This is a genomic window from Prauserella endophytica (genome assembly GCF_005146945.1).
Lineage (GTDB): Bacteria > Actinomycetota > Actinomycetes > Mycobacteriales > Pseudonocardiaceae > Prauserella_A > Prauserella_A endophytica.
Genome location: NZ_SWMS01000007.1, coordinates 248,278 through 272,952, shown reverse-complemented (window position 1 = coordinate 272,952; position 24,675 = coordinate 248,278). Strand labels below are relative to the sequence as shown.

21 protein-coding genes are annotated in these 24,675 nt (G+C 67.7%); 13 read left to right on the top strand and 8 right to left on the bottom strand.

Going from position 1 to position 24,675, the window contains the following annotated elements; genetic code table 11:
- Window positions 1–7: 7 nt before the first annotated feature.
- The 7 genes from FCN18_RS15705 (at window position 8) to FCN18_RS15675 (ending at window position 7,603) form a co-directional block, all read left to right on the top strand.
- A complete protein-coding gene (locus FCN18_RS15705) occupies window positions 8–1,015 on the top strand; it encodes an NAD-dependent epimerase/dehydratase family protein (protein ID WP_137095456.1) in 1,008 nt (335 codons plus the stop codon).
- Window positions 1,012–2,376: a phosphotransferase family protein gene (locus FCN18_RS15700; RefSeq protein WP_158303111.1), complete on the top strand. Its 1,365-nt coding sequence runs from the start codon at window positions 1,012–1,014 to the stop codon at window positions 2,374–2,376. The genes FCN18_RS15705 and FCN18_RS15700 overlap by 4 nt, the downstream gene beginning before the upstream one ends.
- Before the next feature lie 95 nt (window positions 2,377–2,471).
- Complete coding sequence (locus tag FCN18_RS15695) at window positions 2,472–3,860, top strand: aromatic ring-hydroxylating oxygenase subunit alpha (protein ID WP_112267741.1); 1,389 nt, start codon at window positions 2,472–2,474, stop codon at window positions 3,858–3,860.
- Window positions 3,857–4,141 (top strand): hypothetical protein, encoded by a 285-nt coding sequence (locus tag FCN18_RS15690; protein WP_112267739.1) that lies wholly within the window; start codon window positions 3,857–3,859, stop codon window positions 4,139–4,141. Before FCN18_RS15695 ends, FCN18_RS15690 begins: the two co-directional genes overlap by 4 nt.
- Before the next feature lie 35 nt (window positions 4,142–4,176).
- On the top strand, window positions 4,177–5,628 hold the full coding sequence (locus tag FCN18_RS15685; protein ID WP_137095487.1) for an aldehyde dehydrogenase family protein: 1,452 nt from the start codon (window positions 4,177–4,179) through the stop codon (window positions 5,626–5,628).
- Window positions 5,625–6,641, top strand: coding sequence for a thiamine pyrophosphate-dependent dehydrogenase E1 component subunit alpha (locus FCN18_RS15680; protein WP_112267735.1), 1,017 nt, complete (start codon window positions 5,625–5,627; stop codon window positions 6,639–6,641). Before FCN18_RS15685 ends, FCN18_RS15680 begins: the two co-directional genes overlap by 4 nt.
- Entirely contained in the window at window positions 6,638–7,603 is a 966-nt protein-coding gene (locus FCN18_RS15675) for an alpha-ketoacid dehydrogenase subunit beta (protein ID WP_199542664.1), read from the top strand. The genes FCN18_RS15680 and FCN18_RS15675 overlap by 4 nt, the downstream gene beginning before the upstream one ends.
- Before the next feature lie 11 nt (window positions 7,604–7,614).
- Here the strand turns inward: FCN18_RS15675 and FCN18_RS15670 are convergent, their stop codons facing one another.
- The 7 genes from FCN18_RS15670 to FCN18_RS15645 all read right to left on the bottom strand — a co-directional run bounded on the left by FCN18_RS15670 (window position 7,615) and on the right by FCN18_RS15645 (window position 14,965).
- The gene (locus tag FCN18_RS15670) at window positions 7,615–8,586 is read right to left on the bottom strand and encodes a PDR/VanB family oxidoreductase (RefSeq protein WP_137095454.1); all 972 of its coding nucleotides are present in this window, start codon (window positions 8,584–8,586) and stop codon (window positions 7,615–7,617) included.
- A gap of 493 nt (window positions 8,587–9,079) precedes the next feature.
- A complete protein-coding gene (locus FCN18_RS15665) occupies window positions 9,080–9,601 on the bottom strand; it encodes a TetR/AcrR family transcriptional regulator (protein ID WP_228713975.1) in 522 nt (173 codons plus the stop codon).
- Between the two features lie 206 nt (window positions 9,602–9,807).
- Complete coding sequence (locus FCN18_RS15660; protein WP_137095453.1) at window positions 9,808–10,968, bottom strand: pyridoxal phosphate-dependent aminotransferase; 1,161 nt, start codon at window positions 10,966–10,968, stop codon at window positions 9,808–9,810.
- Entirely contained in the window at window positions 10,965–11,627 is a 663-nt protein-coding gene (locus tag FCN18_RS15655) for an RraA family protein (protein WP_137095452.1), read from the bottom strand. Before FCN18_RS15655 ends, FCN18_RS15660 begins: the two co-directional genes overlap by 4 nt.
- 23 nt (window positions 11,628–11,650) lie before the next feature.
- On the bottom strand, window positions 11,651–12,955 hold the full coding sequence (locus FCN18_RS15650; RefSeq protein WP_112267722.1) for a dicarboxylate/amino acid:cation symporter: 1,305 nt from the start codon (window positions 12,953–12,955) through the stop codon (window positions 11,651–11,653).
- A 567-nt stretch (window positions 12,956–13,522) separates the two neighbouring features.
- The gene (locus tag FCN18_RS39085) at window positions 13,523–13,678 is read right to left on the bottom strand and encodes a hypothetical protein (protein ID WP_158303110.1); all 156 of its coding nucleotides are present in this window, start codon (window positions 13,676–13,678) and stop codon (window positions 13,523–13,525) included.
- 471 nt (window positions 13,679–14,149) lie between these two features.
- Window positions 14,150–14,965 (bottom strand): alpha/beta fold hydrolase, encoded by an 816-nt coding sequence (locus FCN18_RS15645; protein ID WP_112267720.1) that lies wholly within the window; start codon window positions 14,963–14,965, stop codon window positions 14,150–14,152.
- Window positions 14,966–15,277: 312 nt separating this feature from the next.
- Between FCN18_RS15645 and FCN18_RS15640 the strand changes: the two genes are divergently transcribed.
- Together FCN18_RS15640 and FCN18_RS15635 are read left to right on the top strand one after the other, a co-directional pair.
- Window positions 15,278–17,455, top strand: a complete 2,178-nt coding sequence (locus FCN18_RS15640; RefSeq protein ID WP_137095451.1) for an alpha-ketoacid dehydrogenase subunit alpha/beta — start codon at window positions 15,278–15,280, stop codon at window positions 17,453–17,455.
- 5 nt (window positions 17,456–17,460) lie between these two features.
- Entirely contained in the window at window positions 17,461–18,756 is a 1,296-nt protein-coding gene (locus tag FCN18_RS15635; RefSeq protein WP_137095450.1) for a dihydrolipoamide acetyltransferase family protein, read from the top strand.
- Window positions 18,757–19,322: 566 nt separating this feature from the next.
- Here FCN18_RS15635 and FCN18_RS15630 read toward each other — a convergent pair.
- Window positions 19,323–20,015 (bottom strand): GntR family transcriptional regulator, encoded by a 693-nt coding sequence (locus tag FCN18_RS15630; protein WP_112267716.1) that lies wholly within the window; start codon window positions 20,013–20,015, stop codon window positions 19,323–19,325.
- Between the two features lie 364 nt (window positions 20,016–20,379).
- Between FCN18_RS15630 and FCN18_RS15625 the strand changes: the two genes are divergently transcribed.
- The 4 genes from FCN18_RS15625 to FCN18_RS15610 are packed head-to-tail and all read left to right on the top strand — an operon-like array spanning window position 20,380 to window position 24,637.
- Window positions 20,380–21,516 (top strand): sugar ABC transporter substrate-binding protein, encoded by a 1,137-nt coding sequence (locus tag FCN18_RS15625; RefSeq protein ID WP_158303109.1) that lies wholly within the window; start codon window positions 20,380–20,382, stop codon window positions 21,514–21,516.
- Window positions 21,503–23,065: a sugar ABC transporter ATP-binding protein gene (locus FCN18_RS15620; RefSeq protein WP_137095448.1), complete on the top strand. Its 1,563-nt coding sequence runs from the start codon at window positions 21,503–21,505 to the stop codon at window positions 23,063–23,065. Before FCN18_RS15625 ends, FCN18_RS15620 begins: the two co-directional genes overlap by 14 nt.
- A 1-nt stretch (window position 23,066) precedes the next feature.
- A complete protein-coding gene (locus tag FCN18_RS15615) occupies window positions 23,067–24,068 on the top strand; it encodes an ABC transporter permease (protein WP_112267710.1) in 1,002 nt (333 codons plus the stop codon).
- A 44-nt stretch (window positions 24,069–24,112) separates the two neighbouring features.
- Window positions 24,113–24,637 (top strand): VOC family protein, encoded by a 525-nt coding sequence (locus FCN18_RS15610; RefSeq protein WP_199542667.1) that lies wholly within the window; start codon window positions 24,113–24,115, stop codon window positions 24,635–24,637.
- Window positions 24,638–24,675 lie beyond the last annotated feature (38 nt).

Sequence of the window (24,675 nt, the reverse complement as noted above, 5' to 3'; positions counted from 1 at the left end):
GAATCGGATGCGCACACTGGTGTTGGGTGGCTCCAGCTTCGTCGGCGGACGACTGGTCAGGAAGCTGCTGGAGAACGGCGACGAGGTCACCACGCTCAACCGCGGCCGGTCGGGCAGCTCCCGCGCGGGTGTCCACCAGTTGATCGCTGACCGCCGGGACGTGGATTCGATGAAGGCGGCGTTGAGCGGTACCGAGTGGGACGCCGTCTACGACGTCTCGGGCTACATCATGGCGACCGATGCGGACAACTTCCGCGCGCTCGTCGATCTGGTCGACGGCACTGTCGGCCGCTACGTCTTCGTCTCCTCCGTGATGGCCTACGAGCAGTCCGGGGTCTTCCCCTGGACGGAGGACTTCGCGCAACGTGACGAGCCGCCGACGACCTACGGCGGTTTCAAGGTCTTCGCCGAGAACCTGCTGCTCGACCGGTACCGCACTACCGGCCTGCCTGCGACCGTTGCCCGCCCAGCGGCCATCTACGGGCCCGAGAACAACATCTTCGACATGGAGTCGGCGATGTTCATCCGGCTCCGCAGGGGACTGCCGATCCTCCTCCCGCACGGTGGCCTGGTCACCGGCTCCTTCGGTTACGTCGACGACTTCGTGGCCGCGTTGACCACGATGGCGTCCCACGAGGCGGCCGTTGGCGAGATCTTCAACGTCACCGGGAGTGGTGTCACCGCGTTGGCATACGTCCAGACGCTGGCGGACATCGTCGGTGCCGAGCCGCGCGTGGTGCCGCTGCCCGATGAGACGGTCGAAAGTCTGGACAAGCCCGCCTTCTGCCGGCTCTTCCGTGCCCGCCACCACGGCGTTCTTTCGACGCAGAAGCTGCACGACGTGCTCGGTGTACCGCCGGAACGCGACTTTCGCAGCGGCCACGAACTGACCTACGAATGGTTCCAGCAGTCGCCGTTGGCCAACTCCACGACCCTGGCCGACCCACTGTGGGGCAAAGGTTTCGATCTCGAATACGAGGCGGAGATCGCCGAGCGGCTGGGGGTGTCGCCATGACCTCCACCGGTCGCCCTGACGAGTCGGTGCTGTGGCGCTCGGTCGCCGCGACGCTCGAAGAGCTGATCATTCCGGCGCTGCGGCCTGGGTTCGAGCGTGACAATGCCCGTCAGCTGGTCGGTCTGTGCCGTTACGCCCAGGCGAGCCACGACGACGTCACCGACCGGCGCGCCGAGAAGCTGGCGACGGTGGTCGGCCCCACGGATGCCGAGGCCGCCGACCTACCGGGGCTGCTCGGCACGGCGGCCGACCTGCTGGTCGACGCCATCTCCACACCCGACGATCCGGTCGTGCGGGACCGCGCCGACACGGTCCGCGCGCACCTGACGAGCATTCTCGAAGAGGACATCGCGGAAGCGGCGCCGCTGCTGGAAACCTTCTCCGGCCACGCACCCATGGACATTCCGGACGACGAGGTGGACGTGCCCGAGGCGCCCGCGTTGCGCGCGTGGTTCGCCGATGTGCTCGGCGCGCCCGTCGAGCTCACCGCGTCCGTGATGGTCGGCGGTCACTCGCGCCGGATGCTCAGCGTGCGCGTCACCGCGGACGGCGTGGCGTACGACCTGATCGTCCGGATCGAGCAAGGTGGCATGTTCGGCACCGAAGGCACTTCCGAAGCCAAGGTGATGCGGGCGCTCGCCGAGGCGGGTTATCCCGCGCCGCGCGTGCGCTGGATCGTGACCGATCCCGAGGTGCTCGGACAACCGTTCTTCGTGATGGACCGGGTGCCTGGCTCGCCGGTCATCGAGGATCCACAGGTCGTCGACACCTACATCCGGCGGCTGCAGGAACTGCACCAGCTGGACCCGGCGCTCGTCGAGAACGGGCTCGGGCCGGTGCCCGCCACACCGGAGGCCGCAATCTCCGCGATGATCGACCACTGGCTCGGCATCTACCGCGACTCGGTTGACGTACGCATCCCGCTGCTGGAGGAGTCGGCCGAATGGTTGCGCCGGCACCTCCGCCCCACTGGACCGACCGCGATCGTGCACGGTGACCCAGGGCCGGGGAACTTCCTGCACGTCGACGGCGAGATCACCGCGCTGACCGACTGGGAACTCGCGCACTACGGCGACCCCGCGGAGGACTGGACATACTTCGGCGCGATCAGGGCACGGCGCATGCACGACGTCGCCACGTGGCGCGCCAAGTTCGCCGAGCAGGCCGACGTCGAGATCGACGACCGCGACTGGCTCGCCTGGGAGGCCTTCAACCAGCTCAAGGGCGCCTGCGTCAATCTCACCGCGCTGCGCATCTTCACCGAAGGAGTGAGTACGACGCCGAACCTGCTCGCGATCGGCACGGCGGTGCACCTGAGGTTCCTCAACCGGCTCACCGAGATCGTGGCCACGTTGCGGTAGCCGGCGAGACGACCAGACGGCAAGACAGACCACACCGGGCCGCACGCGGCATCCGGAAATCGGTGACCCTTCCGGGTCGAAGGGGAGGAGTTCGTATGACGACCACCGGGCCGTCGAACGCACGGCAACCGGGCGAAGCCAACAAGACCGTGCCGTGGTACGACCTCGTCCACCAGGACGCGGTGGCCGTGCCCGAGTACTTGCGCGAGGCACACCACTACGTCCCGCGTAACACCGAGATCCCCATCGAGCGGTACACGTCGCGGGAGTGGCACCTGCTGGAGAAGGAGCACCTCTGGCGCAAGGTCTGGCAGGTGGCGTGCCGTGAGGAACATCTGCCGGACATCGGCAGCTACATCGTCTACGACATCGCGGGCGACAGCTACCTCGTGGTGCGCACGCGAGACGGCATCAGGTGCTACGTCAACGTGTGCCTGCATCGGGGCCGCGTGCTCAAGGACTACGACGGCCGGTGCAGCGAGTTCCGATGCAGCTTCCACGGTTTCACCTGGCGCCTGGATGGCTCGCTGCGATCGGCGCCCGCCCGCGATGAATTCCCCTCGGTCAAGGAGGACAGCCCGCGCTGGCGACTGCCGGAGGCGCGGGTCGGCACCTGGGGCGGCTTCGTCTTCATCAACCCGGACCCGGACGCCGAACCGCTGGAGGATTTCCTCGGCGACCTGCCGAACCATTTCGCACGCTGGGACTTCGAACACCGTTACCTCGAGGCGCACGTCGCGAAGAAGCTTCGCTGCAACTGGAAGGTCGCGCAAGAGGCCTTCGACGAGGGGCTGCACCTCGGCGCGACCCACCCGCAGTCGTCACCGTACGTCGGCGACATCAACGCCGCGGTCGACGTCTACGGCAACTGGGCACGGCAGATCAGTCCGTCCGGCACGCCCGTGGAGGACCTGCCTGCCGAGGTGACCGATGTGGACATCATCAAGCGCATGCTCGATGTCCGTGAGGGTGAGCCGTTGCCCATCCCGTTCCAGCAGGACTCGACGGCGCGCAGCAGCATGTCGGCCGCCGCGCGCGAGCGGTGGCGGGCCGCCCTCGGAGACGAGGTCGACGAGATCTCCGACGCCGAGCTGCTCGACCACTGGAACTACGCGATCTTCCCCAACCTGCATCCATGGGGTGGCTACAACCGGATCGTGTACCGCTTCCGCCCGAACGGCGACCGGCACGACGAGTGCATCTTCGAGGTCATGTTCCTGACGCCGTACCGGGGCGAACGGCCGAAGACCGCCGAGTGCACGTGGGTCGATTTCGACGAGTCGGCAACCAAGGCAACCGAGCTCTCCACGCTCGGGATGGTCATCGACCAGGATTGCTTCAACATGGAGGCGGTGCAGCGAGGGCTCATGGCCAGCCGCCGGTCGCACGCCACGATGTCGACCTACCAGGAGGCGATGATCTGCTGGCGGCACGACCTGCTCGACGATTGGGTCGGTAAACACCGAGACGGTGATGCGCGATGAGCGCAGCAAGGCCGCGCTACGCCGACCTCGCCAGCGACGACGTCGCGCAGGGCGCGATCCGCAACCCGTGGAACCCGCGGGCCGCGTATGTCTTCGACGAAAGCACCGGCACCGTGCTGGTGACGATGGGCTCGCGCTGGGGCAGGTTCACCCCGGTCGGCGAGCACGTCGAAGGTCCGCTCTTCGAGGCCGATCCCGAGCTGTGCATCTGGATGTCGCGCACCCGGCCGAAGAACCATCACCGGACCAGCCGGGTCGTCGACATGTCCGGCGAACGGTGAGCACACCGACCGATACCCACGAGACGGGACACGAGATGGACGTACTACCTGCCGCCTACATCCGGGGCACGTGGCAGATGGGCGACGAGGCCGTCACCGTGACCGACTCCGCGGACGGCACCACCGTCGGCGAAGTCAGCCTCGGAAGCACCGAGCAGGCCGCGGCGGCTGTCCGGGCCGCCCACGAGGCATTCCCGGCGTGGTCGGCGACCACGCTCGCGGAACGTAAGAACATCCTGCGAGCGCTCATGACCGGCCTGCAAGGCCGTAGTCAGCGCATCGCCGACTCCGCCACCGCGGAGGTCGGTAGCGTGTCGGCGTTCTCGCTGCGGGTGCAGGCCGGGCTCCCGGTCCGGGCGCTCGAAGGCACGATCGATGCGATGGACGCGATCGCCGAGGTGGAAGACATCGGCACCTCCCGGGTGCAGGGACTGCCTATCGGGGTGGTAGCGGCCATCGCGCCGTGGAACTACCCGCTCTACCAGATCATGGGCAAGCTCGCGCCCGCGCTGGCCGCCGGTTGCACGGTGGTCGTCAAACCGCCACAGCAGGCACCGTTGACGGTGTACGACCTCGTGGCTGAGCTGGAGAACGCCGGGGTCCCGGCGGGCGTGGTCAACGTCGTGCAGGGCCGTGGCCCGGTGGTCGGCGAAGCCTTCGCCGACCATCCGCTGGTGGACATGGTGAGCTTCACCGGATCCACCGCCGCCGGTTCGCGGATCGCGGAGGTCGCGGCCCGCTCGGTGAAGAAGGTCGCGCTGGAGCTGGGCGGCAAGTCGGCGAACGTGTTCGCCGCCGACGCCGACCTCGACCGCGCGATTCCGGGAGCGGTTCGGTACTTCCTGATGAACAACGGGCAGACGTGCTCCGCGCTGACGCGGCTGATCGTTCCGCGCTCTCTGGCCGCGGAAGTCGAGGAACGGCTGACCGCCGAAGTCGAAGCGCAGGTCGTCGGCGACCCCCGCGACGCGCAGACCACGGTGGGCCCGCTGGTGAGCGCGGCGCAGCGGCGCACCGTCGAGGGTTACATCCGCAAGGGGCTCGGCGGGGAAGGCAGGCTGCTCGCCGGCGGGCTCGACCTCCCTGCCGAGTTCCAGGATGGCCACTACGTGCTGCCGACGGTCTTCACCGACGTCGACCCGAAGGCGACGATCGCCCAGGAGGAGATCTTCGGGCCCGTGCTCGTCGTCCACGTGGTCGACGATGAGGAGGAGGCGATCCGGGTCGCGAACGACTCGCCCTACGGCCTCTCGGGCGGCGTGTGGTCCGCCGACGAGGAACGCGCTGTCGCGATCGCGCGGCGCATCCGTACCGGACAGGTATCGATCAACGGCGCGCCGTTCAACGCCGCCGCGCCCTTCGGTGGGTTCAAACAGTCCGGCTATGGTCGCGAGCTCGGCCGCCACGGCATCGCCGAGTACCTGAGCCCGCAATCGCTCCAGTTCCCAGCCCACCGGGAAGCTGAGGAAACGAGAGAACGACCATGACGCAGACGCACTCCTCGCAAGCCGGGGCCGGCACCGTCGTCCCGCTCGACGACCGGCTCGCAATGCACCGCCTGATGCTCGAGATCAGGTTCTTCGAAGAAGCCTGGACCCGGCTGTTCTTCGCGGGCAAGACCGGACCCGGTCACTCGTCCATCGGGATGGAGGCAATCGCCGCCGCGTTCGGTGTGCAGGCCCGTGAAGGCGATACGACGTACGCCACGTACCGCGGCCACGCGCACACCCTCGCTCGCGGCGTCCCGATGAAGGGCACGATGGCCGAGCTGCTTGGCAGGTCCACCGGGATCAACGGCGGCAAGGGCGGATCGATGCATCTGACCAGCGTGGAGCACGGAATGATGGGCTCCTACGCCATCGTCGGCGCCCATCTTCCCGTCGCGGCGGGCACCGCGCTCGCGGCGAAGTACCGCGGTGAGGACAAGGTGACCGTCTGCTTCTTCGGCGACGGCGCCACGAACATCGGCGCGTTCCACGAGGCGTTGAACCTCGCCGCGCTGTGGGAGCTCCCCGTCGTCTACGTGTGCGAGAACAACCACTACATGGAGTACACGCCAATCTCCGAGGTCACGGCCGTTCCGCGACCCGCGGCCGATCGGGCCGCCGCGTACGGACTGGAACCGATTGTCGTCGACGGCAACGACGCCGACGCGATGTACGTCGCGGCGGCGAACGCGATCGATCGTGCCCGGCGCGGTGGTGGCCCGTCTCTCATCGAAGCGCTCACCTATCGGCATCTCGGCCATGCGAGCTCCGACCCGGGCAAGTATCGCCCGGCGGAAGAGGTGGCCAGCTGGATGAAGCGCGACCCCATCTCGATCTATCGTGAGCGGCTGCTCGGCACGGGCGTCGACGAGGCCACGCTGGAGGCGATGGAGCGGGAGAGCCGGTCCAAAGCGGAAGAAGCCGCGTCGTACGCCGTGGCCGCTCCGCTGCCTGATGTGAGCACTTTGGACACCAACGTGTGGGCCGATGGAGGTTCCCAGTGGCGGAAATGACGTACCGGTCCGCTGTCACCCGCGCGATCCGGCAGGAGATGCGTCACGACGACAGCGTGTTCCTCATCGGCGAGGACGTCGCGAAGGCGGGCGGCGTTTTCAAGACGACCGGTGGGCTGCTCGAGGAGTTCGGCCCGCGGCGCGTGCTCGATACGCCCATCTCCGAGCAGGCCATCGTGGGTGCCGCGATGGGCGCCGCGGCCGCCGGGCTGCGGCCGATCGCGGAGATCATGTTCGCGGACTTCGTGATGGTGACCCAGGACATGGTGGCGAACCAGATCGCCAAGGCGCGCTACATGAGCGACGGGCAGCTGACTCTCCCGCTGGTCATCCGGTTCGGCTCGGGCGGTGGCCTCCGGTTCGGCGCACAGCACTCGCAGAGCGTGGAGAACTGGCTGATGGCGATCCCCGGTCTCAAGGTGGTGGCGCCGTCCAACCCGGAGGATGTCATCGGCCTTTTCGCGGCCGCGGTCCGTGATCCCGACCCGGTCATGTTCATCGAGCACAAGGGATTGCTCGCCACCAAGGGCGAGGTCCCCGATGGCGACATCGTCGACGAGTTGGGCAAGGCCAGGATCGTCCGCCGGGGCAAGGACGCCACCATCGTCGCGGTCGGCATGATGGTCCACCGGGCGAGAGAAGCGGCCGAGGCGCTGACCGGGCACGGGCTCGACGTCGAGGTGATCGACGTGCGCTCGATGGTTCCGTTGGACATGACCACGATTCTCGAGAGCGTTCACCGGACCGGCGCGCTTTTCACGGTCGAGGAGAATCCGCGATTGTGCGGTTGGGGTGCCGAGATCGTCTCCATCGTGGTGGAGGAGGCGTTCGACTCCATCGACGGCGCACCGATCCGGATCACCACACCGCACATCCCGCTGCCGCACGCCGGAGTCCTGGAGGACGCCGCGATCCCTTCGGTCGATGGGATCGTGGCGAGGGTGGCCAAACACCTGCTCTGACCGAGACCTGCTCAGACGTCCAGCAGGAGGCGGCGGGACAGGCAGCGGGACACGCACACGAACATCGTGTCGCCGGCCGCCCGTTCCTGCTCGGTCAGGATCGAGTCGCGGTGTTCGGGCGTACCCGCCAGGACCTTCACCTCACACGTGCCACAGATTCCCTCCGTGCAGGCGCTGAGGACGTCCACCCCTGCGGATCTCAAGGCCTCGAGGACGGTCGTGTCCGGGCCGACCGTCACGACGGTGCCCGACCTCGCTGCTTCGACCTCGAACGTTCCGCGTCCCTCGGGCTCGACGGCGGCCTGCGGACCGAATCGCTCGACGTGCAACGTCCCTTTCCCGGCGTCGGCGTGGAGCTTTTCGACCTCGGTTATCAGGCTTGCCGGCCCGCAGCAGTAGATCGCGGTGCTGTCGTCAGCCGCGCGCACGACCGGCTCGAGCGGCAGCAAGCCGGTCTCGTCCTCGGGTAAGACGTGGACCTTGTCGTCGTAGGACTCGGCGAGCGTATCCGCGAAAGCCATCGCGGATCGTCGTCGCCCGCCGTAGACGAGTCGCCAGTCCGCCCCGGCTGAGTCGGCCGTCGCGACCATGGGAACCAACGGCGCGATCCCGATCCCTCCCGCCACGAAGAGGTACCGCGGCGCGCTCACGAGGGGGAAGTGATTACGTGGACCGCGGGCTCGCACGGAGGTGCCTGCGGTGAGTTCGCGGTGCACGGTGGCGGACCCACCGCGTGACTGTTCTTCGAGTAGCACGGCCACCTGCCAGGAGGCGGCATCGTGCGGGTCGCCGCACAACGAGTACTGCCGCACCAGGCCCGCGCCGAGAACGAGGTCGATGTGCGCTCCGGGCGACCAGCGGGGGAGTGCGGATCCGTCCGGCCGGCTCAGCGTGAGCACGCACACCCGGTCAGCGACGGTTCGCCGCGTGCTGACGACCAGTTCGAACTCAGCGTCTCGGTGAGCGTCAGGCGTCGACCTCATAGTAGAAACTATACATGCCCTAGAGTTACTAGGGAATTAGGCTCAAGCCGAGACAAGGATATCGGTGTACGATCGCCGAAGAGTTTATACATCTAAAATCAAGTAAGCGGAGAGGGCGCCGTGACCTCTCGAAGACGCGCGGCTAGTCCTGCGACGAGCTGGGCTGAGGAGCCCTGCGGCCACCGCGCCGGACGCGCTCTCTGGTCGCTCACCAGCCTGGGCGTGAAAACGCCGGGTATCGACGATGCGGATGACGCGGGCGCGGCCGAGGACAGGTCACGATCGAACGGTGGCAGGCTGAAGCGCCCCAGGCTTGATGCCCCGCTGGCAAGTCCCCGCTAGCGGCGTCGAACGCATCCGCGGTGAAGTCATCGGCCTGTGCTTCGGCAACGCCGGACACACGCAGCCCTTCCGCTTCACCGGTCGGCCCACCCGTGGACAGGCGCACGTGGAGCGGTTGCCCGCGCGAGTTGTGACGCTCCCGCGCGGGCTGCTAGCCCTGGAACCAACCCCGCAGCGCGCCGATGTAGCTGGCGGTCAGGCGCGCGGCGATCTCGGACTGGGAGAGCTTTGCCTCCTTGCGAAGGTCGCCGATCTCGCGGGGGTCGAAGATGATGTTGCTCAAGAACAGGGCGTACTCGAGCTGATCGGTCGGGAGCCCCAGTTCGTCGAGGAGGCTGCTGACCGGCCGACGCCACGCGCGTTCGGTGGCGACGATCGTGTCCGCACCGGCATGGAGCCGTTCGAGATAACCACGGCGCGAGCGCAGCTGCGTAAGGGCGGCACCGTGCTCCTCGAGCAACTCCAGCCACTTCCCGAGGACGGCTTCGAACAGCGAGCGTCCCTTGAGCGCACATTCCTCGCTGTATTCGATGAGCTCTCCGACGACACCGAGGCTGTAGGCGGCCAGGACATCCTCGATGGTCGAGTAGTACCGGTAGGCCGTGGCCGGACCGATCTCGGCGCGTGTGGCAATCGCCTGCATGGTCAGCTCATTGGGCGTCTCACGGGCCACCTCGCCAACTGCCTGGAGGAGCCTCCGACGGTTTCGCCGGGTGTCACTACGAAGCCGCCGTGGCGGACCCGACTTGCCCGCGTCTCCGCAGACGCTCACCTGACCACCTCGGCTATCCCAGCACGCAGAATCACAACTCAGTTAACAAGACGTTCTCAGATGAGTCAACATGCCTCATCTCGGACGTCCCGCGCCGCTGCTCTCGCTCAGCGGATCTGAAGTCGTTCACCGGCGTAGGCGCGAAGGCGATCGAGCCCGGTGAGCAGCTCGGCCTCGGCGGTCGCGAACGAGATCCGAACATGTCCTTCACCCGTCGGGCCGTACTCCGTTCCCGCGCGGACCATCACCCCGTGTTCCGCCAGCTCCGCGGTCACCTGGGCGGCGGACAGCTCCGCGTCGTAACCCAGGAAGGCATAGAACGCGCCTTCGGGTGGCGAGAAACGAAGACCGGGCGCCTCGGCGAGCTCCTTGACGACGAGATCCCGGCGAGCTCGGTACGCGTCCAGCATGGGCTGGATCGCGTCCGGCGGCAGCCGCAGTGCGGCGAGTGCCGCGTGCTGCGCCGCCGTGTTCATCGATCCGTTGCCGGACCGGTGGGCGTGTGCGGCGGCCGACACGACCTGGGCGGGCCCGACGAGAAACCCGACCCGCCACCCGGTCATCGCGTAGGTCTTCGAGAAGGTCTGCACGTAGACGGTGCGACCCCGAAGCGATTCGATCTCCAGCGCCGAGCGGAAGGCGTACCCAGGGTAGACGAGACGGTGATACGCCTCGTCCGCGACGACGAGGGTGTCGGTGCCGTCGAGTAGCCGCCCCAGCTCGGTGAGCTCCTGCTCGCCGTGAACCACACCGGTGGGGTTGGCGGGATTCGAGAAGATCACCATCTTCGCACCCGGGAGGGCTTCGGCGAGCCGGCCGAGATCCCAGTGCAGCGACTCGTCGAGCGGTACGAAGTCGACGACACCTCCCGCCAGGGTGACCAGGTCGGCGTAAAGGGAGTACGCGGGCTCCGGCACGACCACTCTGTCCCCTGGCCCGACCACCGCGAACACCACCGCCGACAAGGCCGCCGTCGCGCCGTGCGTCACCAGCACATCCGCGGCGGACCAGCGCCCCGTGTCGCCGCAAAGGCTCTCGGCGATCGCCTCGCGGAGTTCGGGAAGGCCGTTCTGATCAGCGTAGTGCGTGTGCCCGTCGCGCAATGCGCGAACCGCGGCCTCAACGATTCCGGGCGGGGTCGGGAAGTCAGGCTCGCCCATCGCCAAGGAGACGACGCCGGGGCGTGCCGGGGCGAGCGCAGGCCGGGTGGAACGGCGCCTCAGCTCCCGAATTCGGGGGGCGAGCGTCCAGTGCTCGAGATCCGTCATCGGCCTGCCCCCGTCGAGGCATTCGCCCTGGCCGCCAGGATTCGCGCGCGCAGGCCTTCCTCTGCGTCGGCTACCGCGCCAAGCCTCGCACCGATTTCGGTGAGACGGCCCTGAGGCACAACCACCACACCGTCGGCGTCACCGACGACGACATCACCGGGCCCGACCACGACGCCGCCCACGGCCACCGGTTCCCCGACCGCGCCGGGCCCGGTCTTGAACGGGCCCGCCGGCGTCGCCGCGCGGGCGTACACCGGCAGCCCCTGCCGGGACAGGGTGGCGACGTCCCGGATGGCGCCGTCGATCACGGCGCCGACGACTCCGGTCGAGATCATGATCTCACCGATCAGATCACCGATCAGGGCACGCGTGCTGTCACCGCGCCCGTTCACCACGAGCACGTCGCCTGGTCGCGCCTCATCCAGCGCCCGATGGATCGCGAGATTGTCCCCCGGGCGTACATCGACGGTCAGTGCGTGGCCGACCAGGGCATCGTTCCCCGTCAGCAACCGAATTCCGCCGTCCATCACGGTCATCCGCTGAAGCACGTCGCCCACGTTGGCAACCGAAACGGCGCCGAAGGGTGTGAGGAGATCGGGATCAGGTCTCTTCCATGTGGGCGCGACCCTGATGTTGTCCGTTGCCGCAGAAATGAACATGTATTCGTGAACCTGGCTTTCTTCTAGACGTTGCCCGGCGAAGGCGGCCCGTAGTCGGTCGCCTTCTGGCTTGCGGATCCTGCCGTGGACGAAGTTCCGTCCTTGGCTTGACGCCTCTTCTCGGTCTTGTCGATGATGTGGGCGCCCACCATGTCGCCGGTCACGTTGCACATCGTCGACACGCTGTTCAGCAGAATGTCCACTCCGGCCACGATCCCGACGACCTCCAAGGGAAGCCCTGCCTGCGTGAGCATGATGGAAAGCACCACCGGACCTGCCCCGGGAATCCCAGCGGCACCGATCGACACCAAGGTCGCCGTGAGCACGAGCCCCGCCATGGCGGTGAATGACAGGTCCTTGTCCACCACGTTCGCGGCCAGCACGGCATAGGCGCCGAGACGAAGCGCCGCCCCGTCCATGTTGACGGTGGCCCCGAGCGGGAGAACGAAACCGCTGACGTTCTCGGCAAGCCCGGCCTTCCGGGCGCACTTCAGCGCCACCGGCAGCGTGCCCGAGCTGCTCCCCGTGGTGAAACCCGTCACCAAGGCCTCGGAGGAGTTCTTGAAGAAGCGAAGGACGTTGACCCGGAACAGCACGAGCAGCAGGACGTAGACAAGTGCGATGTGGACCGCTATCGACCCGTAGTACGTTCCGATGAGCGTGCCCAGCGTCACGACCGCGTCGAGGCTCTGGCCGCCGATCGTCGAGGCCGCGAGTCCGAACACGCCGACTGGGGCGTACTGCAGGATCCCGTCCAGGATCCGATAGGTCACGTCCTTCGCCCCGGAAACAAGATTCAGCAGACCTTCACCTCGACCCGAAACAACCGAGTCGTTCGCGTGGCGCATTGCTGAAATCGCGAGCCCGACGATGATCGCGACGAATATCACCGACAGCATGTTCGCGTTGGCGAGAGCGCTCACGATGTTCTCGGGAACAATGCCGAGGAGTACATCGGCGGCGGACGTCGTCTCGGGACTCTCTATTTTCTCCTGGGGCAACGACATGCCTGCGCCGAGGTCGACGAGTGACGCGGCGCCCAGTCCGATGACCACCGCGACCAGGGTGGTCGACAGGTAGTACAGAATCGCCTTGGGTCCAATGCGGGCGAGACTGCCGGGCGAACCCATGTTGACCGCCCCGATAAGGGTTACCACAACCAGTGGTATGACGATCATCTGCAGTAGGCGCAGAAACAGCTCGCCGAGCGGGGAAAGCGCACTGGCGGACGATCCGAAAACAGCCGCTACGATCAGTCCCAGAACAAATCCAGCGGCCAGTTTTACTATCAGTGACGTGTCACGATAGTACTTCCATATGCGTAGCATGCAGCCTCCTTGCGTGCATGGCTGTGGACCGTGTGCGCCTGTCACTTGGTGGCGGAAGTCAAAAGGCGCGAACTGATCGGTGTCGAATCAGCGTCGGGTACGCGACAACAGCGGCCGGCGCTCCCGAGAACCGGCGAGGTAGCGAACCGGCTGGTCGAGGCTGGCGCGGCCGAGCCGGTGGTGGCAGCCAAGCCGATCACTTCCCAAACTAAGACATCAATCTCAAGTGAGAGGAACCTACGACATGTGTCGACCGTCGTCAAGGCGTACCGTTCGTTTCCGGTGGAACACGCCTGCGCCGGTGGGAGGCTCGTCAGTGGGCAGTGCTCGCCGTAGGTTTCGGCGTCGTCGGCATCGTCGTTGAAGGCCGCGACGCCGCTGCTGACGCTACGTGGAAGAACAACGCGGGTTCTCCGGCGGTGCAGACGTACCAGCCGGCACCATCAAGCGCTCGGGTGGCCAGGCAGGTGTTCAGCGCGGCCCGGCTGCGGGTGTGGGTGCGGTCCTACTGTGTGACCGTCCGGCACAGGGCATTGTGGCGGAACGAGGACGGCAGGCCGTTCCTGTTCAGTGCGCCGCGAGCCCGTGTGGGTGGTCGGCAGGCCGCCCCGGCGAGTCGTGCGGCTGCGCCATGAGCGGATCAAGGCCGGCGCGGTTCCAGGTCGCGGTCTTCGCCACCGCGACGAGCGACTTCGCCGCCAGGCACACGGACTCGTCGAACAAGCCGGGCGTGCCTCTACGCCAGCGCGGGCCACGGTCAAGCCACACCCTCCCGACGGCCTGTCGGCCGGACGGTTCCGGCGGGCACCGGTCCACCAGCGCCGACGCGAGCCCGGCGCGGACTTGACGACTCCATCCGTGCCGCAGACGGCACGGATGGAGCTCGACGTCGTAGCCCAGGAAACGCAGCGTTCCCTGGCGGTGGACTCGGTCGGCGCGGGGTGGACCGGTTCGAGGGACGCGGGCCAGTGCGGCCCGGTACTTCAGGCAGGCAGAGCGGAAGGTGTGGCGGACAGGTGCCTCCCGCAGGCCCGCACGATCGCGCGTTCCCGCGCCGTGGGGGTCGCCTCGGGCAAGCCCCACGCGGCTCGTCGCGCACCACCACCATGCACACGTGGCCGACGCGTCGGCTTTCGCTACCGGTGGGCAGGCTGAGCCAGAACCTGGCGCCTTCCGCGGGCCTTCATCCCGCGGTCAGTGCTCGTCGAAGAAGGCCAGTACCCGGGGGAGGACCACTTCTGGGGCTTCGAGAAGCGGGCTGTGCCCGATCTTCGGCAGCATCCAGAGCTGGGAGTTGGGCAGGCCGTTCGCCAGTTCCTCCGCCCATTCGGGTGGCCTCGCGATGCATTCCTCGCCCGAGATGACGAACGTGGGGGCTGTGATGTCCTCGAGGAGGGGGAGGGCCGACCGTCGTCGGATCACGCCGGCCATCGCGGGTTTGAGCTGTGGTGTCAGCGCGGCGATGCGTGAGGTCCAGAGTTCGACGATCTCGCGTTTGGCCGGGTCGTTCAGCGTCGTCTCGCCGAGCATGATCCGCATCGTGGTCGCGAGCACGTCGTCTACGAATCCGCGCTCGCCGACGTTGTCGACCCATTGCAGGAACTCCTCCAGCTGTCCGGGGGGTTCCGCGCGCGCGGACGAGCCGGTGATCACCATGGACCGGATGAGATCGGGGCGGTTGGCCGCAACCCGGACTCCTACGTCGCCGCCCATCGAGGAGGCGAGGAAGTGCGCGTGGGTGACTCCGAGCGTGTCGAGCAGGGATTGGATGTCACCGGCGCAGCTCTCCACGCTGATGATGTCGCGGGGTGCCCCGCTGCTTCGTCCCTGTCCGCGAAAGTCTGGGCGGATTACCCGGAACCGGCCGGAGGCGGCCTCGGTGAACCCATCGAACTGGCGGCCGTCCAGGAAAAGCGAGTGCAGGCACACCACCGGGACGAGATCGGCCTCCCCGGTGTCCTCGACGTGAAGCTCCCCGTCCGCCACAGCGATCCTACCCGCGCTGGTCATCGCTGACTCCTCTCGTCTCTGTCGCGGCATCGCCGGCCGTGGGCTTTCGCCCACCGCTGTGCGACTGTGCCACTTTGACACTGATTGGATACTTTGACAAGCGGTCACCGGGGGCAAGGTTGGATTATCGAGGCTATCTGCCGATGATTGGATCCAAAACGATTGCCTCGGTGGGATGCAGCCGCTACGGTGTGACGCTGTGACGGAGCAGGCACGCCACGCTGCGCCCGGCATCGGCCGGACGGGCCGAGAGCGGCCGATCATGCTCGCCGATGTCACCTTCCGGGGAGAACTCGTCCGAAGGGAACCGAGATGCCTAGCCGTAAGGCGATAGAGCCGGCCGCCGCGTGGACCGAGCTCGTCGTGACCGACGCTGACTGGGACGCCGCGCCCGCCGAGCTCCTGACCGCGATGCTGAGCCAGCTCGTTCTCATCCGAACCTTCGAGGAGTTCGTTCTGGACCTCGCTGCGAAGGGCCTCATCCACGGTCCGGCGCACTCCAGCATCGGGCAGGAGGGGGGAGCGGTCGGTTCCTGCATCTCCTTGACATCAGCGGACACCGTGAACGGTTCCCACCGTGGCCATCACCAGTTTCTGGCCAAGGTCCTCACCCACCTGCACCCCGATGGCATCGATCCGACGAAGCCGGTACCGGACGATGTCCGTGACGCGCTCCTGCGTACCCTGCGCGAGATCTGCGGCCTGGACCGCGGTTTCAGCCACGGTCGCGGTGGCAGTATGCATCTGCAGTGGAACGAAGCTGGTGCGATCGGAACGAACGCGATCGTCGGTGGGGGAGTTCCGCTCGCCGCGGGATCGGCGTGGGCGCACAAACACGCCGGAACGGATGCCGTGGCCGTCAGCTACTTCGGCGATGGTGCGATCAACATCGGCTCGGTGCTGGAGACGTTCAACCTCGCCGCAGCGTGGTCGCTGCCGCTGTGCTTCTTCGTCGAGAACAACCAGTACGCCGTGTCGACACACATCGCCGAGGTCACCGCGGAAACCCGGCTGTCCGGCCGTGGCCCCGGCTTCGGCATCCGCAGCTGGAAGGTCGACGGGATGGATCCGCTGGCGGTTCACCTGGCGATGCGGGAAGCCCTCGAGCACCTGCGCTCAGGCCAGGGTCCCGCACTGATCGAGGCTGAGGTGTACCGGTACTTCCACCAGAACGGGCCGTTTCCCGGCTCGGCGTTTCGCTATCGCACCAAGGAGGAGGAGCGAGAGTGGCGCCGACGGGACCCGCTCGACACGACTGCTCGACACATTGTGCGCCGGGGAATTCTCGCTCAGGACGACGTCGCCGGTTGCATCGAGCAGGCCAAGGCGCTGATGGCGGAGCTCGGAGAGGTCATCCTGGAACCAAAACCCGGTGGGAAGCCGAAGGAGCAGCGGATCAAACCCGAGGAGTGGCCGGATCCCGGCTTCGTCGACGAGGGTGTTCGCGGTGATCTCAGCGAGCTCGCGGGGATGACCTTCACCGACCTCGACAACCATCCCGGTGAGATCACTGAGTCGTCGTTCATCGGCGCGATCGCCGGTGTGCTGGCGCGCCGCATGGAGACGGACCCCCGCGTGGTCGTCATGGGCGAGGACGTGCATCGCCTCAACGGTGGGACGAACGGTGCGACTCGTGGGCTCAAGGAACGGTTCCCAGACCGGGTCCTCGGCACGCCCATCTCCGAGAACGCCTTCGCCGGGCTCGGTGGTGGTCTGGCCATGGATGGACGGTTCCGGCCCATCGTGGAGTTCATGTACGCCGACTTCATGTGGGTCGCGGCCGACCAGCTGTTCAACCAGATCGGCAAGGCTCGACACATGTTCGGTGGCACCGGCAAGGTGCCGCTCGTGCTGCGGAGCAAGGTCGCCATGGGTACCGGCTACGGCTCGCAACACTCCATGGACCCGGCCGGGGTCTTCGCAACCGCGCCGGGTTGGAGAATCGTCGCGCCTTCGACGCCGTTCGACTACATCGGACTGATGAACACGGCCCTCGCATGTGATGACCCCGTCATGGTCCTCGAACACGTCGACCTCTACCAGTCCAGCGGACCCAACGTCCCTGATGACTACGACCACTACCTTCCGGTTGGCAAGGCGGCGGTCCGGCGTCGCGGATCCGCGATCACGATCATCACCTATCTCGCGATGACCCAGCACGTGCTGGCAGCGGTCGAGGACGTCGGCATCGACGCGGAGGTGATCGATCTGAGATGGCTCGACCGCGCGAGCCTCGATTGGGACACCATCACGGCGAGCGTTCAGAAGACCAACACCGTGCTCATCGCCGAACAGGGGGCCAGGGGTACCTCCTACGGCGGCTGGTTGGCCGACGAGATCCAGCGCCGCCTTTTCGACTGGCTCGACGCGCCGATCGAGCGCGTCACCGGAGGTGAGGCGTCTCCGAGCATCAGCAAGGTGCTCGAGCGCGCCGCCGTCGCCGGCACCGAGGAAGTCGCCGCCAAGCTTCGCCAGATTGCCGAGGTGTGATTCCCGTGCCCGAGATCCTGCGTATGCCCGAGGTTGCGGCCAACACCACCGAGGCCGTCGTCTCGAGCTGGAATGTCGATCTCAACACGCCCTATGCCGCGGGCGAGGCGATCGTGACGGTGGAAACCGAGAAGGCCGCCGTCGACATCGAGGCCGAAACCGAGGGAGCGCTGCTCCGGTTGCTCGCCGACGAAGGCCAGACGGTCGCCGTCGGCTCACCGATCGCGGTCTGGGGCAGCCCTGGCGAGACCCCGGATGCCGTCGACGCTTTGGTCGCCACGCTCGATCTCCCGACCGGCATCACCACTGGTGCCGGCTCCGACGACGAACGTCGGGCGGAGGCGGTACCCGCCGAGTCCGCCGTCGCCGATCGCGGAGCCGGTGCGGCGTCGCCCGCCAACGGCGGCCGAATCTTTGCCAGCCCGATCGCTCGCAAGCTGGCGGCGGAGGCCGGTCTGGATCTCGCGGCTGTCGTGGGCACGGGCCCGAACCAGAGCATCCGACGTCGTGATGTCGAAGCCGCGCTCGCGGCCGCCCGTTCGGCGGAGGCGGCGGCCGGTGGTCCGGACGCCGCCGCGTCACCGTCTTCCGATCATGCTGTCGAACCCGCGACCGCGGGGGCGGAGTTCGAGGACGTGCCGATCTCGCGGATGCGGCAGGCCGTCGCACGCCGCCTGGTCGACAGCAAGCACAGCGCGCCGCACTTCTACCTGAGGGGAACCGTCCGCGTCGACCGCCTATTGGATGTGCGGCGCGAGCTCAACGACGGCACCCAGGCCGCGATCTCGCTCAACGACCTCGTCGTCAAGGCGGTCGCCGTGGCGCACTCCCGGGTGCCTGGCCTGAACGTGCGGTGGAACGGTGACTCCGTCCGCCAGTACCGCCAGGCCGACATCGCGGTCGCCGTGGCGACCGAGCACGGGCTCGTCACGCCGGTCGTCCGCGGTGTCGACACCATGCCCATCGGGACGCTGGCCGAACGCACGCGGGACCTCATTCGGCGAGCACACGACCGCAGGCTGCGGCAGCACGAGCTCGAGGGAGGCTCCATCACGGTCACCAACCTCGGGATGTTCGGCACCGAGGAGTTCGCGGCGATCATCAATCCGCCACACGCGGCCATTCTCGCCGTCGGCGCGGCGAGCCGGCAGCCTCACGTCGTGGACGGCGAGCTGGGGGTCGCGACCATCATGCGGATGTGCCTTTCCGTCGACCATCGTCCTGTCGACGGTGTCACGGCGGCCGAATGGATGCGCGAGTTGACCGGCATCATCGAACACCCGCTGCAGATCCTTGCCTGACCCGCCGAGGACCGGGGCCGGCACCGAGTGGCGCATGGTGATCGGCTGCGGGACCCGAGGGCCATGCGGCGCTCCGCGGAGCTCGGCCGAGGTCGCCGTCGCCGCGGCCGAAGCCTACGCGTCAGCGCGCGCAGTCGCGACGGCCTCGTGGAGCCGGTCCGCGCCGTGGCGCATATACGAGGTGTCGACGGTCGATCGGGTCGCGGCGTCGTAGCTGCGCGCCACAGCGGCTGAGGCCCACCGGCGACTTCGGCGCCCGGATCGCCCGCTTGGCATGGCCTCGCCTCGTCGCCCTGAATCAGGATCGGGGGCAGTCCGAAAGGCTCGTGCCTGCGGGGCGAGCGCCGCCTCGACGCACAGCGGGCCGATTCGCCCTCGGGCGCGCATCGACCGGCCCGCACCGACCGTGCCCGGCACTGGCATGCCCTGGTCGTGGTGATCTCACTGAGCCGGGTCCCGGCCACTACGAGGCCGTCGCACATCGTGCCTGGCGAGCAGGTGCACGCATCCGGCGGGAAGCTCGTCAGGACCCTGCCGCCCCGTGAGCCATGGCGGCCTTTCGGTCTCTAGTCGAACAGCTCGGGATGCTCGGCGAGAGTGATCCTGGTCCGGCGGATGTGTCCGGAGAGGAATCGTTCCGCGTCGATCGGGTCGCGGCGATGGATCGCATCGATGAGCAAGCGGTGTTCATACGTGATGATCGACCGGCCTCGGTCATCGATGAGTTGCGCGTAGGCGCGCCGGTAGTGCTGGGTGGTGTTCCAGAACCGGGTGACGGTCTCCAAGAGCTGCTTGTCGGTGCAGCCTGCGTAGGTCGCGAGGTGGAACTCCCGGTCGAGGGCCACGAACCGGTCCGGCGACGTGGTCTCCTCGACCTCGGTTTCGAGCGCCTCGAGCCGGGCGACGTCCTCGTCGGTGATCCCCTCAAGGCTCAGCGTGAGCGCCAGCGGGTCGATGCGCTCGCGGATCCGATATGCCGTGTCGAACTCGTTGAAGTCGAGTTTCGCCACCCTCGCGCCGCTGTAGGACTTGACGACGACGAGCCCGTCGGCCTCCACCATCCGGAGGGCCTCCCGGACCGGGATCCGGCTGGAGCCGAGCCGTTCGGCGATCTCCTCCTGACGCAGCCGCGTGCCCGGTGCGAGCTCTCCGTTGAGGATGGCAGTGCGCAGGTAGTCGGCGATCCGCCGACTGCTCACGCCGGTCTTCGCGGGTTCGAGGCCCTCGGGGGCATCCTGGCTGGGTTGCTGGTCGCTCATGGGCTCAGGATGGCGCACCGGCGTCCGGCTCCTGTCTGCCGAGTGTGCGGCCGGCCGCCGTCGTTGCCGCATACCACGGGTCCATGCGCCGGCATCGCGGCTCCTCTCTCGTCGCGGGGGAACGCTACTGGCGATTGGACACAATCGCAACCGCTCTGCGGTGAAGTCGACGCCACTTCGAGCGGTTTCCAAGCCCTCGCCCTCTGAAATGGATCCGAACTGCTGGTAGAGGGCATGCGGGGGAGAGCCAGGGTGTGGCCGCGGGGCGGCTCGGCGGTGCGGGCGAGCGGAGGCCCGCGGTGGCGCCCAGGGACGCCCCGGTCGCGTACCAACCCCGCGTGCTCGTGGCTAAATGAATCCAATCATGTCCCAACTCGAAGATCAACCAGCGTTTTTGCGCGCTTTTGGGCAGTTATTGGATCCCAAATGCTTGACAGCGGTTCCGGCGGGGCTCAGGATGTGGATCCCATCACGAGCGTCACCAGAACGGCGGAGATCGGTGCCGCCCGGCAGCAGCGGACCTCGCAAGGAAGCAGAGGTGCATGAAGTGAAGACAACTCGACCATGGGCGCGGGGTGTCGCCGCAGTGGCCGCCGCGATCGGCATCGCGGCCTGCTCCGGCGAGGCGACGTCGTCCGGGACCGGTAAAACGCTCGGCATCGTGCAGTTCAGCGGCGACGACGTCTACTCCAACAGGGCGCTGGAGGGCGCCGCCGACTATGCCGAGTCGCAGGGCTGGCAGACCGTGACGGTGGATGCCAAGGGCTCGGTCGACGGCGCCAACACGATGATGGAGAACCTGGTCACGCGCGGCGTCGATGCCATCGTCGTGAGCGTGTTCCCGTCTTCGGCGCTGGGCGCCGGTGTCGCGGCGGCCCGGCAGGCGGACGTTCCGGTGGCGAACTGGGGCGGTGGGCTGGCTGACGGCGTCCTGTTCGCGGCGGACACCGCACTCGGGGACGAGATCGCGCAGCGGGTCGTCAGCGACATGGGTGGCAAGGGCGAGCTGCTGGTGCTCGGTTACCGTCCCGGTCTGCCGTGCCAGGACCGCGAGAAGTCGATGGACGCGGCCGTCGCGGGCACCGATATCCGGGTCAGCAAGCAGCAGATCACCATCCCGGGCGCGGCCACTTCCGCGGCCGAGGCCACGCTCGGCTGGCTCGCGTCCCACCCGAAGGGCGACACGCCGCTGGCGGTGTGGTCCTGCTTCGACGACCCGGCGACCGGAGCGGTCTCCGCATTGAGACAGGCCGGTCGCGGCGACGTTCTCAGCTATGGCCTGAACGGCACGGCACCGGCGGTGAAGCTCGTCGAGAAAGGCGAGCTCACCGCGACACTGTGGATCGATGGTCCCGGTCAGGGCGAGGAACTCGCCAAGCGTCTGATCGCCCACGTCGGTGATCCCGGATCGGTCGAGCAGGAGGTGATCGGCGGTGCCACGCAGATCGTCGACAAGGACAACGTCGCGGACTTCCTCGAGCAGCACGATGAACGCAACTGAGCTTGTGCCGCCCGGCCAGCGCAGGCCAACCTCGGCGGCCACCTTCGTCGAGGTGCAAGCGCTCACCAAGACCTACGGCGCCATCCGCGCGCTCAAGGGTGTGAACATCGCGTTCCGCCGAGGCGAGGTCCACGGCCTGGTGGGCGCCAACGGCGCCGGCAAGTCCACTTTGGTGCGCTCGCTGGCCGGCCTCGAACAGCCCGACTCAGGCTCGATCCGCATCGACGGCGTCGAGACGCAGATCCCGAATCCGTCCGCCGCGACCAAGCTCGGTCTCGCCTTCATCCACCAGGAGCTCAACCTGGTGGAGACGTTCACCGCGTCGCAGAACATCATGCTCGGCAGCCATGAAGGGGCTGCGCTGGCCTACCGTCGGATCGATGGCGTCCACCCCACAGCCCGGACCGTCGCGACGATGCTCGGGATCGATTTCCGGCTCGATCGGCCGGTCGCGCGCCTGACGGTCCACCAGAAGTGGCTGGTCAGCATCGCACGCGCTCTCGTGCACGACTGTCGGCTGATCGCGATGGACGAGCCCACGGCCTCACTCGGCGCGGAGGAGTCGGCGCGTCTGCTGAAGGTCGCGCGCGACCTCGCCGATCACGGCGTGGCGGTGCTGTTCATCAGCCACCGCCTCGACGAGGTCCTCGAGCTGTGCGACCGGGTCACGGCGTTCCGGGACGGCGGGGTGTCGGCCACCATGCAACGACCGGAGGCCACCCGGCGGCGACTGGTCGAAGCGATCGTCGGTCACGAGGCCGCCCCATCCCGGCCGGCCTCGCGGGTCGCCAACGACGACCGACCCGTCGTGCTCGAGGTCTCCGATGTCCGGCGCGGCCGGGCGCTCACGGGCGCCACCCTGCAGTTGCGTGAAGGCGAGCTGCTCGGGATCGCCGGCCTCGTCGGGTCCGGCCGCACCGAGTTGGCTCGCGCCATCTTCGGCGCCGACCGGATCGATTCGGGCACGATGCGGCTGTTCGGCCGCCCGTATGCGCCCAGGTCGATCACGGACGGGATCCGTCATCGGATCGGGCTCGTCTCCGAGGAGCGTCGTGCCGAGGCGTTGTTTCTCGATCTCTCCGTCACGGGCAACCTCTACGTCAACACCTGGCGCAAACACCGAATCCGCTTCACTCCGTTCACCTCTTCCCGCAGAGCGGAACGCCAGGCAGCCGAGGTCTCCCAGGAGCTGGGAGTGGTGCTCAGGCAAGGCGGCGTCCGCCAGCCGATCGGCGGCCTGAGCGGTGGGAACCAGCAGAAGGTCGTGATCGGGCGCTGGCTGCAGACCGAGCCGGCCGTCCTTCTCCTCGACGAGCCGACGAGGGGTGTCGACATCGGCGCACGGGACGAGATCTATCGCCGGATCCGCTCCTTCGCCAGGGCCGGTATGTCGGTCATCGTCATCAGCTCGGAGTTCGAGGAGCTGCTCGAGTGCGACCGGGTGGTCGTGATGAGCGCCGGCGCCACCGTCGGAGAGCTCACCGGCGCTTCGATCACCGTCAAGGACATGCTCCGTCTCTGTTACCACTGGCCGGAATCCGGGAGCTGACATGACTTCCACCGTGACCGCGCACGCAGGGCCCGCTGCCGACACCGGGCGGCGAGCACTTGGCTTCTTCGCCAGTTACGGCACCCTGATCGTGCTCGGAGCCATGATCCTCGGTTTCGGGATCGCCCGCCCCGTCGAGTTCCTCAGCGAACGCAATCTGATCAATGTGCTCAACCAGAGCGCGTTGCTGGCGATCGTCGCGGGCGGCCTCACCTATGTCCTCGTGGCGGGCCAGTTCGACCTCAGCTTCGCCAATGTCATCAGCTTCTCGGGGATTCTGTGCGTCGGGCTGATGGAACGCAGCGGTCTGCCGGTTCCGCTGGCGATCGGCGGTGCGCTGCTGGCCGCGATCCTCGTCGGTGTCGTAAACGGTTTCCTCGTCGCCTACGTGCGGATCCATGCCATCGTCGCCACGCTGGCCACATCGACGGTCCTGCTCGGACTCAACTTCCTGTACAGCAACGGCGCGCCGATAACCCTCGGCGAGGGAGGATTCACCGAGATCGCGCGAGCAAGGCCGGCAGGCATTCCCATTCCGGTGATCGCCATGGCCGCGATCCTCGTGATCCTGTGGCTGGTCCTCAACCGCACACTGCTCGGACACCATCTGCAGGCCACCGGATCGAATGCCGTGGCGGCACGCCTGGCCGGGGTCGAGGTCGGACGCGTCACGCTGGCCGCCTTCGTCGCGGTGGCCGTATGCGCGGCGATCTGTGGCGTGCTGCTGTCGTCGAGGATCGGCAGCGGAATGGTCACCGCAGGCGACGGCTTCCTCCTCAGCGCCTTCGCCGCCGCCTTCCTCGGGGCGTCGGTGATTCGCGACGGGCAGTTCCACATCCTCGGCACCTTCGTCGGCGTTCTCATCGTCAGCATCGCAGGCAACGGGCTGGCGATCCTCGGGGCACAGTCCTATGTCCTCTACCTGGTCCAGGGCCTTGTTCTGCTGGCGGCCGTCGCGCTGAGCACCACCAGCCGCCGCGTCCTCGGGCGGCAGCGCCCATGACCAACACCGCCGGATCCGCGCAGCGAACAGCAAAGGAGCGCCACGTGAACACCCACGACGTCGACAGCCTGGCCGCGACGATGGAACGTGCCATCGGTGCGGGGCGCGTCGATCAGGTCGCCTTCCTGGTCGAGGATCTGCACACCGCCGTCCAACGCTGGAGCGCGCTGTACCGCGACGACGAATGGCGCGTCTACACCTACGACCCGGCGAACGTCCAGAACCTTACCTACCGCGGGAAGCCCGGCAGGTTCGCGTTGAGGCTGGCGCTGGTCGGGGCAGGCCCCCAGGTCGAGCTGATCCAGCCGCTGGCCGGGCCGAGCATCTACCACGACTGGATCGACCAGCACGGCTACGGCCTCCACCACTTCGGATTCTTCGTGCCCTCACTCACCGACGCCGTCGCGGAGTTCGAGGCGGCGGGCCACCCCACCATCCAGTCCGGCTCGGGTTACGGCCTGGATGGCGACGGCGGCTTCGCGTACTTCGACTTCGAGGACACCTATGGGATCCACCTCGAGGCGATCGAGGTACCCGCCCGCAGGCGGCCGAGTGAGCGGCTGCCGTAGGCCCGCAGGGCAAGTACCACTGCCAGAGAACGAACAGG